This is a genomic window from Brucella sp. JSBI001 (genome assembly GCF_026014005.1).
In the GTDB taxonomy this organism is placed as follows: Bacteria; Pseudomonadota; Alphaproteobacteria; order Rhizobiales; family Rhizobiaceae; genus Brucella; species Brucella anthropi.
The window spans coordinates 1,303,705-1,320,091 of the sequence record NZ_CP110339.1 but is presented as its reverse complement, the minus strand read 5'-3'; the positions used below and the strand labels follow the sequence as shown (position 1 = coordinate 1,320,091).

The following is a 16,387-nucleotide window of genomic DNA, read 5'->3' as shown; positions in this document are numbered from 1 at the left end:
GGGGAGGGAAACATGGCACATTTTACAATTAAACTCCCCGATGTTGGTGAAGGCGTTGCCGAGGCCGAATTGGTCGAATGGCATGTGAAGGTTGGCGATGTCGTGCGCGAGGACGATCTTCTCGCAGCCGTCATGACCGACAAGGCAACAGTGGAAATTCCATCGTCACGCGGCGGCAAGGTCATCGCCGTCAATGGTGAAGTCGGCGAGAAGATCGCTGTCGGGTCTGAACTCGTCCGTCTGGAGATCGAGGGCGGTGCGACGGAAGAGAAATCCGAAGGGAACGCAGAAGAACCGGCTCCGACTGCTGTTGAAACGGCCAAGCCGCAACCGGCACCAACTCCCGAAACACCGGTTCTGTTGCAGACGCCGGTTCCTCCGAAGCCCGCTGCGCCGAAACGTGAGAGTGCAGGCCGCGCATTCTCTGGTGCGGGTCCAATACGCAGCGAGGGCGAAAGGCCGCTGGCAACACCCTCCGTCAGACTGCGCGCTCGCGATGCAGGCGTCGATCTGCGTCGCGTTCGCGGTACGGGTCCGGCGGGACGTATCACGCATGAAGATCTGGACCTCTTTTTCCAGCAGGAAACAGGCGCGTCACCGGCTCTGTCCGGTTATGCAACCGACACCTCGGTCAACGAGATCAAGGTCATCGGCCTTCGCCGCAAGATTGCCGAACGCATGGCCGAGGCGAAGCGCCATATTCCGCATATTACCATCGTCGAAGAGGTCGATGTTACACAGTTGGAAGAGCTGCGTAGCGGCCTCAATAATGAAAAGAAAGAAGATCGCCCGCGTCTGACGCTTCTGCCTTTCATTATTCGGACTATCGTCAAGGCAGTGAAAGAACAGCCCGGTCTCAATGCGCATTTCGATGACGAGGCCGACATCATCCGCCAGTTTGGTGGTGTGCATATCGGCATCGCCACGCAGACGCCCAACGGTCTGATTGTGCCGGTGGTACGCCATGCGGAAAGCATGAGCGTGTTCGCTGCAGCTTCTGAGTTGTCGCGCGTTACCGACGCGGCGCGCAACGGTACGGCGAAGCGGGAGGAACTGACAGGTTCCACCATCACCATCACATCGCTTGGACCGCTCGGTGCAATCGCCACGACACCGATCATCAACCGCCCGGAAGTCGCAATCGTCGGCATCAACAAGATGGCGGTGCGTCCTATGTGGGACGGCGTGCAGTTCGTGCCGCGCAAGATGATGAACCTGTCGTGCAGTTTCGATCACCGCGTAATCGACGGCTGGGACGCTGCGGTTTTCGTACAGAAGCTGAAAAGCCTTCTGGAAACGCCAGCGATGATTTTTGTAGAAGGCTGATCGAATGAGCGAGATTTCCTGCAAACTCCTGATCATCGGCGGCGGCCCCGGCGGCTATGTATGCGGCATCCGGGCAGGCCAGCTTGGCATTGATACGGTGCTGGTGGAAAAGACACGACTGGGCGGCACCTGCCTCAATGTGGGCTGCATCCCGTCCAAGGCACTGATCCACGCAGCTGATGAATTCCACCGCCTTTCCGTCTTTGCATCGAAGGGCGCGCTCGGCATTACGGCACAGAATCCGGCCATCGACTTTGTGAGAACGCTTGAATGGAAAGACGGCATTGTGAGCCGCCTTAATGGCGGTGTGGCTGGTCTCCTGAAACGGTCACGCGTGCGCATGTTCCATGGACAGGCACGCTTTCTCGACGGGAAAACCGTTCTGGTCGAAACCGATACCGGCCGCCAGACGATCCATGCCGAAAACATCGTTATCGCAACCGGCTCCGTTCCGGTTGAAATTCAGGCGCTGCCATTTGGCGGAAAAGTCATTTCGTCCACTGAAGCGCTGTCGCTGGAAAAGGTGCCGGAAAAGCTGGCTATCGTCGGTGGCGGCTATATCGGGCTGGAAATCGGCACGGCCTTTGCCAAGCTTGGCGCGAAAGTCACTGTGGTGGAAGCCACTGACCGAATCCTGCCGCAATATGATGCCGAGCTGACGCGTCCGGTCATGGCGCGTTTGAAGGCGCTCGGCGTCGAAGTCCTGACCAGCACTTCAGCCAAGGGACTATCGAAGGATGAGGCAGGGCTTGAAGTCCTGACTGCCGACGGCGCTACGAAGACCATCGAGGCCGACAAGATCCTCGTCACTGTGGGCCGCAAGCCGCAGACCGACGGTTGGGGTCTCAGTGAAATTCGTCTCGATATGGATGGACGTTTCATCCGTATCGACGAGCGCTGCCGCACTTCCATGCGCGGTGTCTATGCCATTGGTGACGTGACCGGCGAGCCAATGCTTGCGCATCGTGCCATGGCACAGGGCGAGATGGTGGCGGAAATCATCGCAGGCGGCAATCAGCTTTGGGACAAACGCTGTATCCCCGCCGTCTGCTTCACCGATCCGGAAATCGTTACGGTCGGGCTATCGCCGGATGAGGCGCGCAAGACCGGTCATGAGATTCAGGTGGGCATTTTCCCGTTTCAGGCCAATGGCCGGGCAATGACGATCGAGCGTGAAGACGGCTTGATCCGCGTCGTTGCACGTGCGGATAATCACCTCATCCTCGGTATTCAGGCTGTTGGCGTCGGCATATCCGAGCTTTCATCATCCTTCGCGCAGGCGGTGGAGATGGGGGCAAGACTGGAAGACATCGCCGGTACGATCCACGCACATCCGACATTGAGCGAAGGCTTTGCCGAAGCCAGCATGAAAGCGCTCGGCCACGCGTTGCACATCTAGCTCTTCAACTTACGCTCGTGCCGCCAGAGGAAAATGGCGGCACCGGCAACCATGGCAGCAAGCGCAAACCATGTGATTGCATAGGAAAGATGGCTGTTACGGAATTTCACGACCGTCAGTCCACCAATGGGAAGCGCTCCCGCGCCAGCTGTTGCATCCGCATCGATGAAATAGGGCGCAGCAGATCCCAGATTTTCCTTCCGCGCAAAGGCCGCAACGTCGCGTGAATTCCAGTCATTGCGCGCCGGATCGTTCGGACGCAGGAAGAACCCGTCAGGTTCCGGCATACGCAACAGGCCTGTTACGGTCGTTTCACCAGCAATCTGCGTTTCCTGCCGCGATGACGGATCGCGCTTGTCGCTTGGAACAAAGCCGCGATTGATGAAAGTCAGTGCGCCATCGGATGAACGCATCGGCGTCAGGACCCAATAGCCCGCGCCGCGCTCGGTCAGCGCATGGACCAGCACTTCCTTGTCGTTCAGATAGGTGCCGGTCAACGTGACATGACGGTATTCATCGTCTTTCTGGTTGACGTTGGCCCAATCGTCCGGGCCCGGCGCTGCAACTGGTTCGGCATGAACGCGCGCATCGACCCTTGCGATGAGATCGAGCTTCCATTGCAGACGCTCCACCTGCCAGATTCCCAGCCCCATGAAGAGAATGAAGAAGAAGCCCACCAGAATCGTCAATAACCCCAGAAAGATGCCAGACTTCTTATTTTCCGGCTGTCCGTCGGTTTGAGCGGGCGAGGGCATAGCATTTCCTTGATGTCTGGATGAAGAGAGACAATTGCTATCCCTTACCCCAGACGTCTCCTTTTAAAAAGGGTAGGGCTGGAACAAGACCGTGATCGACACTGCCGACCAGCAAATATCGGAAAATAAAAAATGCAGCGCCTGCTGCGCTGGGATGCGAGCGACGCTGAAGAAAAACGTGATACGATTAATTAAACTCAGGCTAGTTTATGAATTCTGCGTCTGCGGTGCGAATAGCCACCCTTCGACAGGCGCAATACGTTGCAAACCTGTGTTTTGTCTTCGGAGGGCTTTGGCATCTGCTCATGAATGCGCAGCAAAATCTGCTGCGTAACTGTACGATCCTTTTCGGTAGCCGCAGGACCGATAATAATGCTCTTCATCGATCATTCTCCCTATCTTCTGGGCGCGAGACCGCTTTCGAGGCTATCTCGACCGATTATCAAGAATGTACGAATGAACTAAGTATTAACCAAATTTTACATCTTGACAAGCGCATTGGCGCAACAGTTTCCAACCCATTGGCAAGGCACAGCAAAAAGCCGAATCGCGTGTGCGAACCGGCTTTTTTTAACTTGGATTTAGCAGTGATCAGTCGCGGTTGCCCGTCAGGATCTCGCGCTTGCCGACATGATTGGCAGGGCCGACCAGACCGTCCTTCTCCATACGCTCCACGAGCGAGGCAGCACGGTTATAACCGATACCGAGGCGGCGCTGGATATAGGATGTGGAGCACTTCTTGTCGCGCATCACGACCTTGATGGCCTGTTCATATACGTCGTCACCATCTTCCGAACCCATCGAGGTTGCATCGAAAACCGCTGCGTCCTGCGTTGCGTCTTCGTCTTCCTCGTCTTCCGTGACGGTCGCCAGATAATCCGGACGTCCCTGTTCCTTCAGGTGGTTGACCACTTTTTCGACTTCCTCATCGGAAACGAACGGGCCATGGACACGGACGATGCGTCCGCCGCCTGCCATATGAAGCATGTCGCCCTGACCGAGAAGCTGCTCGGCACCCATTTCACCGAGGATCGTGCGGCTGTCGATCTTCGAGGTGACCTGGAACGAGATGCGGGTCGGGAAGTTTGCCTTGATCGTGCCGGTAATGACATCGACCGAAGGGCGTTGGGTTGCCATGATGAGGTGGATACCGGCGGCGCGGGCCATCTGGGCAAGACGCTGGACGGCGCCTTCAATGTCCTTGCCAGCAACCATCATCAGGTCGGCCATCTCGTCGATGATTACCACGATGTACGGCATGGGCGTCAGGTCGAGCTCTTCCTGAATATAGGTCGCTTCCCCCGTTTCCTTGTCGAAGCCGGATTGCACCGTGCACATCACGGTTTCGCCCTTGCCCTTGGCCGAGGCGGCGCGGGCATTAAAGCCTTCGATGTTACGCACGCCGAGGCGGGCCATCTTGCGATAGCGTTCTTCCATCTCGCGCACGGCCCATTTCAGAGCGACGACGGCCTTTTTCGGATCGGTAACAACCGGGGTCAGCAGGTGTGGAATACCATCATAGATGGACAGTTCCAGCATCTTCGGATCAACCATGATCAGGCGGCATTCTTCCGGCTTGAAACGGTAGAGCAGCGACAGGATCATCGTGTTGATGGCGACCGACTTACCCGAACCGGTGGTGCCTGCCACCAGAAGGTGAGGCATTTTGGCCAGTTCAGCGATGATCGGCTCGCCACCAATACCCTTGCCGAGGCAAAGCGGCAGACGGTAGTTCGATGCCTCGAAGGTACGGCTATCGATCATTTCACGCAGGTAAACAGTTTCGCGATTGGCATTCGGCAGTTCGATGCCGATGACATTGCGGCCGGGAACCACAGCCACGCGGGCGGAAAGCGCCGACATGGAGCGGGCGATATCATCGGCAAGGCCGATGACGCGCGAGGACTTGACGCCAGGCGCCGGTTCAAACTCGTAGAGCGTGACGACCGGACCAGGGCGGACATGAATGATCTCACCGCGCACGCCGAAATCCTCCAGCACGCTTTCGAGCAACCCCGCGCTGCGTTCCAGCATTTCCTGCGTGATGACATTTCCGTCCTGTTCGGGCGGCATCTGCAGAAGGTCTCGCGGCGGAAACTCATAGCTGCCGTGAATGACAGGCGCTTCGGCACGGGGGAGGGGCTGCGGCTGGTACAATGCAATCGAAGGCGCCGCCTTGACCGCGGCGGGCTTTTCGACGACCGGCTCCGGAACCACTACCTCCTCGACGACATGTTCCTCCGCTTCAGCAACGGTGAGTACAACTTCGTCCTCGGTGGCTTCGCCGATAACTTCGGGTGCGATCTCAGGCGCAGCCACAATCGGCTGCGGCGCGGGCGTTTCGATCCGAACGGTGGCAACAGGTTTCGGTGCAACCGTTTCAACTGGCGCAAGGGCTGCCGGCGTCTCTACGACTGGCTGAATCGGGGCGACTGCAGCTGGCTCCGGTTGCTTGTTCCATTCGCGAATACGGAACTGTGCCAGAATGGATTCAACGGTCGGCAAAGGCTTGCGCGGTTCTGCTGGAACAGCAGAAACCAGAGGCTCCGCAGGCACGATTGCCGTATCGATGTCGCAACCTTCCCAGAAAGCGAAGTCTGAAAGATAGGCAAAGGCCGATGGCTGGGCCGGATTTACAATGTCAGCCGCGACCGGTTCAACCGCAACTGGGGCTACTTCCAGAGCGGGCTCTGCAGGAGCTGCGACAACTGCCACAGGAACCAAAGGCATTGCAGGCGGCACCGGTGCTATTGGCGAGCGAACCATGCTCTGCGACACGGTCTTCTGCAATTGGGCGACAGCCATAGGCTGGGCCTCGGCAACCTTCTCGACACTGATCTCTGGCGCAGCTTCAGCTTGAGTGCGCTCATTGATGCTCGGGAGTTCCTCGCCGCGACGACGCAAAAGCTCAACTTCTGGCGTGCGGGTAAAACGAACATTCGCACCGAGCGAAAAATGGATTTTCCAGGCATCGTCACTGGCGGGATTTTGACTGCCCGTCTGACCGCTAGGCTGCTTCGGGTCCTGAGCGTTCTCTGCACGATTTCCTGTAGACTGGGGGAAATTTTCTCTCAAATTACGCATGATACCTGAACCATAGATACTGTCGCCTGAATGAGCCCAAGTAATAAAAAATGAAGGTTAACAACCCCCTTCCGAAAACGACCCAAAAGACAGAAATTTCTTGCGGGACATATATCCTCATGCATAGCCTCCCAAAGGCTATATTACCTTCGGTTGCATATATAAAATCAGCAATATCAATCTAATAAAGGTATTTCTTATATTGATTTATGCGCAATGCAACAATCAAGGGTAGTTTCCGCTACCTGTTAATTCTGCAGCCGTGAACGGCATCCGGCGGCAGAGAGGCCTCAAGTCCGAGACTCACTGATCAGTCCCGTGCGAGGGCGACGACCGGATCGAGTTTGGAGGCGTTGCGAGCCGGAATAAAGCCGAATCCGATGCCGATCAGGCTCGAGCCGACAAGCGCAACCACGATGGAGGCGGGAGAATAGATGAGCTGGAACATCGAACTGAACTGCGCAAACAGCAGGCCGAATCCGGCAGCGATGAGAACACCAAGCACGCCACCGATCAGACAAACGAGAATCGCCTCGATCAGGAACTGCTGCAAAATATCGCTCTGGCGTGCGCCAATGGCCATGCGGACACCGATCTCGTTGATTCTTTCCGATACGGCGACAAGCATGATGTTCATGACACCGATGCCGCCGACAAAAAGCGATATGCCTGCAATGCTGGACACGAGAAGGGCAAGCGTCGCTGTCGTGGCCTGAATGGTCTTTTGCAGGCTGTCGGTATTGAAGACTGAGAAGTCCTTCTCGCCATGCCGTTTGGTCAGGAAAGCCGTAATCAGTTTTTCGGCTTCCGACGGGTCCATTGTGTCGGCGACGCGAACGAGGATCATCTGCAATGAACGTGAGCCGGTCATGCGTGTCTGCACAGTCGTGTAGGGCAGGTAGACTTCAAGCGTTTGCGCGCCACCCGGTCCGCGTTCCTCGGCCTTGACGACACCGACGATGCGCACTGGCACTTTGTTCAAAAGGATGATCTTGCCAATGACAGAGCCTACTTCATGGGGAAAGAGTGTCGTCTTGGCTGTTTCATCAGCTACAGCCACTTGTTCCAGATCATCGACATTGCGCTGATCGAAAAACCGGCCTTCGAGCAATTTGCTGTTGCGTGTGACGAAATATTCCGCACCCACACCGTTCACCGAAACGCTGACTTCCTTGTCGCCGACACGGATCGTTGAGTTTGTCGAACCGGATGGCGTCGCAGCCACCACATAGGGCAGTTTCGCGATCTCCTTGGCATCGTCCAGATTGAGCGTTGTGATCTGCGCGGCTTTCAGGTCGCCAAATCCCCTGCCGGGACTGATGTAGAGCGTATTGGTGCCAAGATCGCTGATCCGCTCGAGAATCTGCCGCTGTGACCCTTGCCCCAGCGCCACGACGCAGACGACAGATGCCGTGCCAATAATAATGCCGAGCATCGTCAGAAACGTGCGCAGCCGATGCGCATTCATCGACCGGAGCGCCATCGCGAATGCCTCGTTGAAGCGGTCGCGAAGCCCGGCGAGCAGTCTTGGCTTGGCCTGCTGCTGCTCAACCGGCACAGACATCACTCGCCGCTCGGTCTCACCGTTACGTGTGTCGGAGATGATTTCGCCATCGCGAATTTCTATGATGCGCTGCGCCCGCGCTGCAACCTGCCGGTCATGCGTGACGATGACGATGGTGCGTCCTTCGCGGTTCAGTTCCTGAAGGATGCCAAGGACTTCCTCGCCGCTATGGCTGTCGAGCGCACCCGTTGGCTCGTCCGCCAGAATGACATCAGCATCGTTGATGAGGGCGCGGGCGATGGAAACGCGCTGCTGCTGGCCCCCGGAAAGCTGGCTGGGCCGGTGATGGGTGCGTTCGCCCATACCAAGCCGCTAAAGGATCATTTCAGCCTTTTCGCGCCGTTCCGCCTTTTTCTGGCCTGCATAAATGGCCGGGATCTCGACATTGCCTACGGCGTCCAGTTCACCAAGCAGATGATAGCGCTGAAAAATGAAACCGAAATGCTCACGCCGCAATTGTGCCAGCTCATCAGCTTCAAGTTCCGACGTAGCGCGACCGGAAATCAGATATTCGCCTTCCGACGGACGATCCAGACAGCCGAGAATATTCATCAGCGTGGATTTGCCCGAACCCGACGCGCCAATGATCGCCACCATCTCTCCGCGCTCGATGGTCAGGTTCACATGGTTCAGAACCGTCGTGAAGTCGTCACCCGACGGATATTGTCGGGAAACGCCCTTGAGCGAGAGAAGCGGCGTATCGCTCATGTCAGAAACTGTCCGGGGCAGGAGCAGTAACCTGATTATCGGTCACGACCTTATCCCCCTCGTTCAGACCCGAACGGATTTCGGTATTGACCTTGTCGGTAATGCCGGTTTCGACCGTGCGTTCTTCGATCTTGTTGGCGCTTGTCACCACGCGAACCGTGGCCTTGCCCGGTTCACTCGTGTCCTTGAGAGCGGTCACAGGCGCAATCAAGGCGTCTTTTGCCTTCGCAAGCAGAATATGAACTTCGGTCGTCATGTAGGTTCTGAGCAGCCCATCCGGATTGGGAACGCTGAAAATACCCTTGTAGTAAATGGCCGAGGCTGTCGCCGAGCTCGATGCGCTCACAGCCGTTGTCGTGAAGCTTTTGTCACTGACGATAGAATCCGGAGCCGGTTCAATCTTTTCCAGCGTCGCGTCATAACGCTTCAGGTTTTGTCCCGATATGGTGAAATAAAGCGGCATTCCTTCGCGAACCTGAGTAACATCCGCTTCCGAAATGTCCGCCTCGACGGTCATCGTGTCGAGCTGCCCGAGAATAGCAATCGTCGGCGCGCTTTGCTGCGCGTTAACGGTCTGGCCTTCCTGAACCACCGTCGCAAGGATCGTGCCGTCAATGGGCGCTGTGATGCGGGTATAAGCGAGATTGGTTTCGGCGATCTGGACGTCGACTTTCGCCGCCGCAATCGCCGCTTCGCTGTTGGCGACCTGTGCTTCCTTCGACTTTACGGTGCTGACCGCCTTGTCGTAATCCGCACGTGCAACGGCATTCTTGCCGATCATCATCTGGTTTCGCGCCAGATCCTGCCTGGCCAGCTCCAGATCGGCAAGGTTCTGTGCACGGGTGGCCTCGTTCTGGCGAAGCGATGCCTGGGCCTTGTTCAGCTCGTTCTGCTGATTGGTCGAGTCAATCAGGGCAACGACTTCGCCGGCCTTTATCTGCTGGCCCGGTTTGACTTTGAGCGAGAGAATGCGGCCTGTCGCCTGCGCACCGATGGCAACCAGGTTTTTTGGCCGCAAAGTACCCGTTGCAAGAACCGAACTTTCGATCTCACCGCGCTTGATTTCAGTCGTGGCGGGCAGAGGTTCTTCTTTCGTGAGGGAGCGGACGACAAAATAGCCCACGATCAGCAATGCGATGAGGATGGCCAGCCACAGGCGCCAGCGAAAACGGCGTTTCGACTTGGGTTTCATAGTGGTCTCTTATCGGTTGTCAGCGGAGGAAGCGGCGGGGTCTTGACGATACGCGGACCTGTATAGCCGTCAACGACTTCAGGTTTCGCAACATCAATGATGCCGTTCCAGCCGCCACCCAGTGCTTTCTGCAGGGCGACATAATTCAGGACCAGATCGGTCCGGGCCTGACTAAGGTTGGTTTCTGCGTTCAGAAGGTCGCGTTGCGCCGTCAGCACATCAACGAAGCTCTTCGTGCCAGCTCTATATTGTTCCAGCGTCAGCTCGTTGATCTTGCGGCTGTTGCCAACGATTTTCTGTAGCTGCGCGGTGCGCAAACGGTTCTGGTTGAGCGATACGCTGGCATTCTCGACTTCGCTGAGCGCCGTCAGGATGGACTTCCGATAGGCGATAAACGACTGGTCGCGTGCAGCTTTCGCCGCGTCGACATCCGCACTCAGCTGGCCGCCATGGAAGATCGGTACGCTCAAACTTGGACCGAAAGCCCAGCTGATTGTCGACAGTTTTCCAAGGTCACCGAAATTGGGGCCGCCGGTGTTGATGTTACCGGTGAGCGAAATGCTTGGATAGAGCAGGGCCTGCTTCTGGCCGATGCTGGCAGTTGAACTTGCATAATCGCGTTCCGCTGCGCGGACATCCGGGCGGCTGAGCAGCAAATCGGCAGGCAGGCCGGCTGAAATTTTGCGTGGGATCGCGGGTATCGGACGTGATTTGTCCAGAACACCCGCAAGTGCCGAAGAAGACCGGCCCGTTAACACTGACAACTGATTGAGATATTGGGCGTAGCTGATCCGCAGACCCGGTATCTGGGCTTCAGTCGATGCTGCCTGTGTCTCGGCGCTCAAAAGATCGACCTGCGAGATTTGTCCGGCTTCCAGCTGGCTGCGCGTCAGTGCTACGGTCTGCCGCTGGGACGCCGCATTGCGCTGCGCAATGGCAATATTGGCCTGCGCACCGCGCAAGTTTGCATAGTTGGTTGCGATGTCGCCGATCAGCGTAACGAGCGCTGCCCGCAATTGCTCATTTGCGGATTCGACATTGTAGTAGGCTGCTTCCACACCGCGCCTGTTGCCGCCGAAAAGATCGAGTTCCCATTGGGTTTTAAACCCATGCTCGACTGATTGGAGGCAAGAGTAGTTCCACTGTCAGATCGCGTGAAGCTTCCGCTTCCATCCAACTGCGGATAAAGCGCGCCACCGGCCGAGGTGTAATTGGCGCGGGTCTGCCGCACCTTCGCCTTCGCAGTAGCAACATCCGGGCTACCGGCAATTCCGTCCGCTATCAGCTGATCCAGAACCGGGTCTTTCAGGTTTTTCCACCAATCACCCAATTGAGGGGCACGCTTGTCAGCCTTGCTGTTCCAACCAGCAAGCGTCAGCACATTTGGCTTCTGATAGTCAGGACCAACGGTGACGCATGCCGCCAGCAATGGCAGGATACTTCCCAGTACAGTCAGGCGAACAAACGATGTCGTCAAAAAATTGGTCCTGAAATTTCAGCGCTGTCATCGATTCGGCATATGACTGCCCCGAAAACGAAGCGCCCTTATACCGGCAACGGTTGTGCCTAAGCAGCCCAAACTCGTGGGAGCGTGCCATGGGTCGCGCCGAGTCGCGGTTTTGCAGCATATTGCCATCCTTCGACTTCGACCATTAGGGAATGATCGAAGCCAAATGTGGCAATACACAGAAAATATCAGGATTTGATGTGGACCCCGTCAGAGGTTGCCGCGTCTAATCTTTGTTGCTTTCCAGCCAGTCGGCCAGCGAGCGACGGTTTGCGGCGCGTCCGCGCATAGGTTCAGCCATGCACATGGAGTTGAGGACGGCTTCCTGCGTGCATTCAACTGCCGCGCGAAACAGCGTATCGATACGGTTTTCGTTGAGCACCGCGATTTCAACCATATCACGCGTTTCATCATGGTCGAATGTCACAGCCGTTGAAAAGCCGATGGCGATATCACCGCTTCCGTGGCCCCAGAATGCACCGAGGCGTGCCAGTCCCGCGCCACAGCGGCGGGTCACGCGCTTCAACTGGCGGTGTTCCATCGGAACATCTGTCGCCAGCACCAGAATGACTGAACCTTTTTCCGGCTGTGCTTCGGCCTTCGGTGAAGGCCTGCGCCCATCCGGAAGAACCAGATCACCGGCGCGGCCAAAATTGGTCAGCGCCAGAACACCGAGGTGATGCACCTTGCCGTCGAGTTCGAACCGGCGCGAGGATGTGCCCATGCCACCCTTGAAACCGAAACAGCTCATGCCGGTTCCTGCACCGACATTGCCTTCACCAACGTCCGTTCCCGCAATCTGCAAGGCTTCCTGCGCATCCGCTTCCGTGACGGCCATGGCCTGAATGTCGTTGAGCGGACCGTCATTGCATTCCAGAACGACCGGATTGACGGTCGCCGTGGTGCGCCCGATATCGGGATTGTCTGCAATCGCCTCTCGGATCAACGCATTGGCGCAGGTTCCGACGCCAAATGTATTGGTGAGCAGGATCGGCGTTTCCAGCGTGCCCAGTTCCTCGACCTGCACGAGACCGGTGCTTTTGCCAAAACCATTGATGACATCGCAAGCGGCCAGCACCTTGCGGCGATATATGTTGCCGCCATGCGGGATGATTGCTGTCACGCCGGTATTGATATCGCCGTTGCGCAACGTGCGGTGCCCCACGCGCACGCCCGGCACATCGGTGATGGCGTTGTTTTCGCCCGGCTGCATGATGCCGCAGATGATGCCGTAGTCGCGTGCCTTGCCTGTCATGGTTTTTTCCGTGTGCTGGCCTCGATAATGCGCATGAGGAAAGCCCACAGCAGCGGGCCTTCCTCTAGGATTCTATCGTTTTGCAGAAAACAGGTCTTGTTCGCAACCTTGCAGGCAAAACCCGTTCGTTAGTCACGGCTGAAGTACCGGCTCAGATCCCGTGCGAGCCATATCCATGTAGATCTCCTGCAAACGGCGAGTGATCGGCCCCGGCTTGCCGTCGGAAATCGTATGATCCTGAATGCCGATGATTGGCGTCACGAAGCTCGATGCGCTCGTGAGAAACGCTTCTTTGGCGGCCTTCGCCTCATCGACCGTGAACAGGCGCTCTTCAATGCGAAGGTGCTGTTCTTCCGCGATCTTGATCACGGCGCGGCGCGTGCAGCCGGGGAGGATAGCGTGCGAATTCGGCCGCGTTACCAGCACATTGTCATTGGTGATGATGAATGCCGTCGATGAACCGCCTTCGGTAACGAAGCCGTCTTCAACCAGCCAGACTTCATGGTAGCCCTTGCTCTTGGCCTGTTTCTTTGCCAGCACCTGCGCCAGAAGCATGACGGTCTTGATGTCGCGGCGCGCCCAGCGCGTATCCGGTGCAACATCCACCCTTACGCCATTCTGGACCGACGGCGAACTGGCGAGGTTCTTGGCCTGCGTGAACATGACGAAATTCGGCTTGATGTCGTCGGTATAGACGAAATCGCGTTCGGCTTCGCCGCGCGTCACCTGCATATAGACGACGCCTTCATGCAGTTCATTGCGCTTCATCAGCTCGATCTGTGCGGCGCGAATGGCGTCCAGCGAAGCAGGCAACGGAATTCCGAGTTCCCTGACGGAGCGCTCCAGACGGGCGAGGTGAAGTTCGTTGTCAACAAGGCGGCCATCGATGACAGCACTGACTTCGTAAATACCGTCACCAAACAGAAAGCCGCGATCGAACACCGACACTTTCGCCTCGTTCTCAGCAACGAAAGCGCCGTTCAAATAAATTACCCTGGCCAAAACACGTCCTCGGACATCTATGTGATTGATTGTGCGCACCCCGAAAAACGTGAAGCGGTTTTCGGAACAGATGCGCGTTTAACAGTTTTGCCGGACGGTATGGAAAAAGCTTGGGAGCTGCCAATGCTATGTTTTGCAATCACTATGCAGAAATTGCATAAGGGGTAAGGCAGCAGGAAAAAGGTCTCGTTCGAGCCGAACCAAACATACTGCCCTATTGCCATACTGCCTTATTGCCCTTTGCTGGAAAGGCCCCGACCCAATGGAACTGAAATGGCTGGAAGACTTCATCGCGCTGGCGGCAACGTCCAGTTTCTCGCGCGCGGCGGATACCCGGCATGTGACGCAATCCGCGTTTTCCCGTCGCATCAAGCAGCTTGAACTCTGGCTTGGCGTTACTCTCGTCAATCGCGCGACTTTTCCTGCAGAGCTTACTCGTGAGGGACGAACTTTTCTGCCGGTCGCGCAGGATACCGTTCGCCAGTTCTACAACACACGCAAGGCACTGCAGCCGAGCCGCGAGGTCCAAAACCCCGTCCTCACATTTTCAGCCTTGCACACGCTGACAGTCACATTCTTTCCGCACTGGCTGAAGCAGATCGATGACGATGTTGGCAGCATACGCTCTCTGCTCAGTCCGGATCGGGGTGGTTTCGAGGACAATATCGCGACGCTGACGGAAGGAGAGGTTCATTTCTTCCTGACCTATGCGCACAATTCCGTGCCGATCCTGATCGACCGCACACAGTTTCCGTACATCGTACTCGGCACGGAACGGCTGATGCCGGTCTCGCGCCCGTCTCCGACAGGCCCGATCCTCGATCATGCCGTTGCCAGCGGGGCGCCATTGCCATATCTGAGCTATGGTGACTTTTCCTTCTTTGGCGCTGCCCTGTCGCAGAAATTTGCATCCGGTACCGCGTTCAAGCGTCAGGTGGTTCACGAAAACACCATGTCGATCGGTCTGAAGGCCATGGCGCTTGCAGGCTGGGGGATGGCCTGGCTGCCCGAAAGCCTCATCTATGACGAACTGCAACGCGGCGAGCTAGTGCCAGCCTCAACTGATCCCTATTGGGATTTCACGGTCGAGGTCCGTATCTATCGTCACGATGCGGCACTTCCGGCCCATGCCGAGAGCTTCTGGGAATATTTGCAGGCAAAAGATCGGGCAATATCTGAAAAGGGCGATTGACAGCAGCCCATCGTCGGCGCTGTAAAAGGCAGCATATCTTCAGCCGGTAGCAGGGGACACGTCGCGGCATGAAAGTTACCATCGAACAGACGCTCGATCAGGCGGGTACGGGCGCATTTCAGCGCGGTCTTCTGGGTGTGTTTGGCCTTGTCTGGGCCGCCGACGCCATGCAGGTGCTGGCGGTCGGCTTTACTGGTGCTGCCATTGCAAAGACTTTTGGCCTGACCGTCCCACAGGCATTGCAGACCGGCACGCTGTTCTTTCTCGGCATGCTGATCGGTGCAGCTGTGTTCGGAAGACTGGCGGATAAATACGGTCGCCGTCGCGTGCTTCTGATCACTGTCGCCTGCGATGCCGTTTTCGGACTGCTTTCGGCATTCGCGCCCAGTTTCAGCATTTTGCTCTTCCTGCGCTTCATAACTGGCCTGGCAGTCGGCGGAACATTGCCGGTCGACTATGCGATGATGGCCGAATTCCTTCCCGCCAAGAATCGCGGTCGCTGGCTTGTGATGCTCGAAGGTTTCTGGGCGGTCGGCACCGTTATCATCGCCCTTGCGGCATGGGCCACCAGCCTTGCAGGCGTAGAAGATGGATGGCGCTATATCTTCATCGTCACTGCTGCACCGGCGCTCATCGGCATCTGGCTGCGCCTCTGGGTGCCGGAATCCCCGATGCATCTTCTGAAATCGGGACGTCCGGAAGAAGCCAAATCGGTCATGAACCGCGTGCTTCGCCGTAATGGCAAACCGGAGTTGCCGCCGAAGGCCCGGCTAGAAGCGCCCCTTATGGTGACAGGCGAAAAGCTTCTTTCGCCAAATCTGCGCCAGCGCACGCTGACGACGCTGGCAATCTGGTTTCTCGTTTCGGTGTCCTATTACGGTATTTTCACCTGGATACCGGCCAAGCTTGCCGGTGATGGTTTTGGCTTCGTCCGCGGCTACGGCTTCCTTGTCGTGGTTGCACTGGCTCAATTGCCGGGCTACGCACTCGCCGCCTATGGCGTGGAAGCGTGGGGACGCAAGAAGACGCTGATCACCTTTCTGTTCATCAGCGCTGCGGCCTGTGCTCTCTTTACAGTGGCCAACAGTTCAGCGGTTGTCGGTGCATCCATTCTCATCATGAGCTTTGCCCTGCTTGGCACATGGGGCGCGCTCTATGCCTTCACACCGGAGCTTTATCCGACGGGATTGCGCGCAAGCGGAATGGGAGCGGCGGGCGCGATGGCTCGCCTTGGCGGCTTGCTTGCGCCGTCCGCGCTGGCACTCGTCATCAGCCAGAGCTTCTATGTCGCCGTGGCACTGTTTGCGGGACTTCTGGCGCTGGCCGGTATTATCGCCTTTTTCATCGATGTGGAGACACGGCAGAAAGCGTTGAACTAGAACATGTCTCCCAAAAGTGGGAAC

The 16,387-nt window shown here is 57.1% G+C and carries 12 protein-coding genes and 1 pseudogene; 4 read left to right on the top strand and 9 right to left on the bottom strand.

Annotation, left to right across the window (positions count from 1 at the left end; translation table 11 throughout):
• Nucleotides 1-12: 12 nt before the first annotated feature.
• Nucleotides 13-1,326 carry a dihydrolipoamide acetyltransferase family protein gene (locus LJ361_RS06435; protein ID WP_264813025.1) on the top strand — a complete coding sequence of 438 codons (1,314 nt, stop codon included), beginning with the start codon at nucleotides 13-15 and terminating at the stop codon, nucleotides 1,324-1,326.
• A 4-nt stretch (nucleotides 1,327-1,330) separates the two neighbouring features.
• Complete coding sequence (gene lpdA / locus LJ361_RS06430; RefSeq protein WP_151615662.1) at nucleotides 1,331-2,725, top strand: dihydrolipoyl dehydrogenase; 1,395 nt, start codon at nucleotides 1,331-1,333, stop codon at nucleotides 2,723-2,725.
• Here the strand turns inward: lpdA and LJ361_RS06425 are convergent.
• From LJ361_RS06425 to LJ361_RS06385, 9 genes and pseudogenes are all read right to left on the bottom strand, one after another.
• Entirely contained in the window at nucleotides 2,722-3,480 is a 759-nt protein-coding gene (locus LJ361_RS06425) for an SURF1 family protein (RefSeq protein ID WP_010658753.1), read from the bottom strand. The genes lpdA and LJ361_RS06425 overlap by 4 nt on opposite strands.
• A 197-nt stretch (nucleotides 3,481-3,677) precedes the next feature.
• Nucleotides 3,678-3,863, bottom strand: a complete 186-nt coding sequence (locus LJ361_RS06420; RefSeq protein WP_010658754.1) for a hypothetical protein — start codon at nucleotides 3,861-3,863, stop codon at nucleotides 3,678-3,680.
• 208 nt (nucleotides 3,864-4,071) lie between these two features.
• Entirely contained in the window at nucleotides 4,072-6,384 is a 2,313-nt protein-coding gene (locus LJ361_RS06415) for a DNA translocase FtsK (RefSeq protein WP_413775053.1), read from the bottom strand.
• Nucleotides 6,385-6,874: 490 nt separating this feature from the next.
• Nucleotides 6,875-8,836: pseudogene (locus LJ361_RS06410) on the bottom strand (MacB family efflux pump subunit).
• A gap of 1 nt (nucleotide 8,837) precedes the next feature.
• Entirely contained in the window at nucleotides 8,838-10,028 is a 1,191-nt protein-coding gene (locus LJ361_RS06405; protein WP_010658757.1) for an efflux RND transporter periplasmic adaptor subunit, read from the bottom strand.
• On the bottom strand, nucleotides 10,025-11,086 hold the full coding sequence (locus tag LJ361_RS06400; protein WP_264813023.1) for a TolC family protein: 1,062 nt from the start codon (nucleotides 11,084-11,086) through the stop codon (nucleotides 10,025-10,027). The genes LJ361_RS06405 and LJ361_RS06400 overlap by 4 nt, the downstream gene beginning before the upstream one ends.
• Entirely contained in the window at nucleotides 11,020-11,505 is a 486-nt protein-coding gene (locus tag LJ361_RS06395) for a TolC family protein (RefSeq protein WP_264813022.1), read from the bottom strand. Before LJ361_RS06395 ends, LJ361_RS06400 begins: the two co-directional genes overlap by 67 nt.
• Nucleotides 11,506-11,761: 256 nt before the next feature.
• Complete coding sequence (locus LJ361_RS06390; RefSeq protein ID WP_151615666.1) at nucleotides 11,762-12,790, bottom strand: P1 family peptidase; 1,029 nt, start codon at nucleotides 12,788-12,790, stop codon at nucleotides 11,762-11,764.
• A 132-nt stretch (nucleotides 12,791-12,922) separates the two neighbouring features.
• Nucleotides 12,923-13,792 carry a D-amino-acid transaminase gene (locus tag LJ361_RS06385; protein ID WP_029375951.1) on the bottom strand — a complete coding sequence of 290 codons (870 nt, stop codon included), beginning with the start codon at nucleotides 13,790-13,792 and terminating at the stop codon, nucleotides 12,923-12,925.
• A gap of 262 nt (nucleotides 13,793-14,054) precedes the next feature.
• Here LJ361_RS06385 and LJ361_RS06380 point away from each other — a divergent pair, with 262 nt between their 5' ends.
• Both LJ361_RS06380 and LJ361_RS06375 read left to right on the top strand, forming a co-directional pair.
• The gene (locus LJ361_RS06380; RefSeq protein ID WP_010658761.1) at nucleotides 14,055-14,984 is read left to right on the top strand and encodes a LysR family transcriptional regulator; all 930 of its coding nucleotides are present in this window, start codon (nucleotides 14,055-14,057) and stop codon (nucleotides 14,982-14,984) included.
• A 68-nt stretch (nucleotides 14,985-15,052) separates the two neighbouring features.
• Complete coding sequence (locus LJ361_RS06375; RefSeq protein ID WP_264813020.1) at nucleotides 15,053-16,363, top strand: MFS transporter; 1,311 nt, start codon at nucleotides 15,053-15,055, stop codon at nucleotides 16,361-16,363.
• Nucleotides 16,364-16,387: the final 24 nt, after the last annotated feature.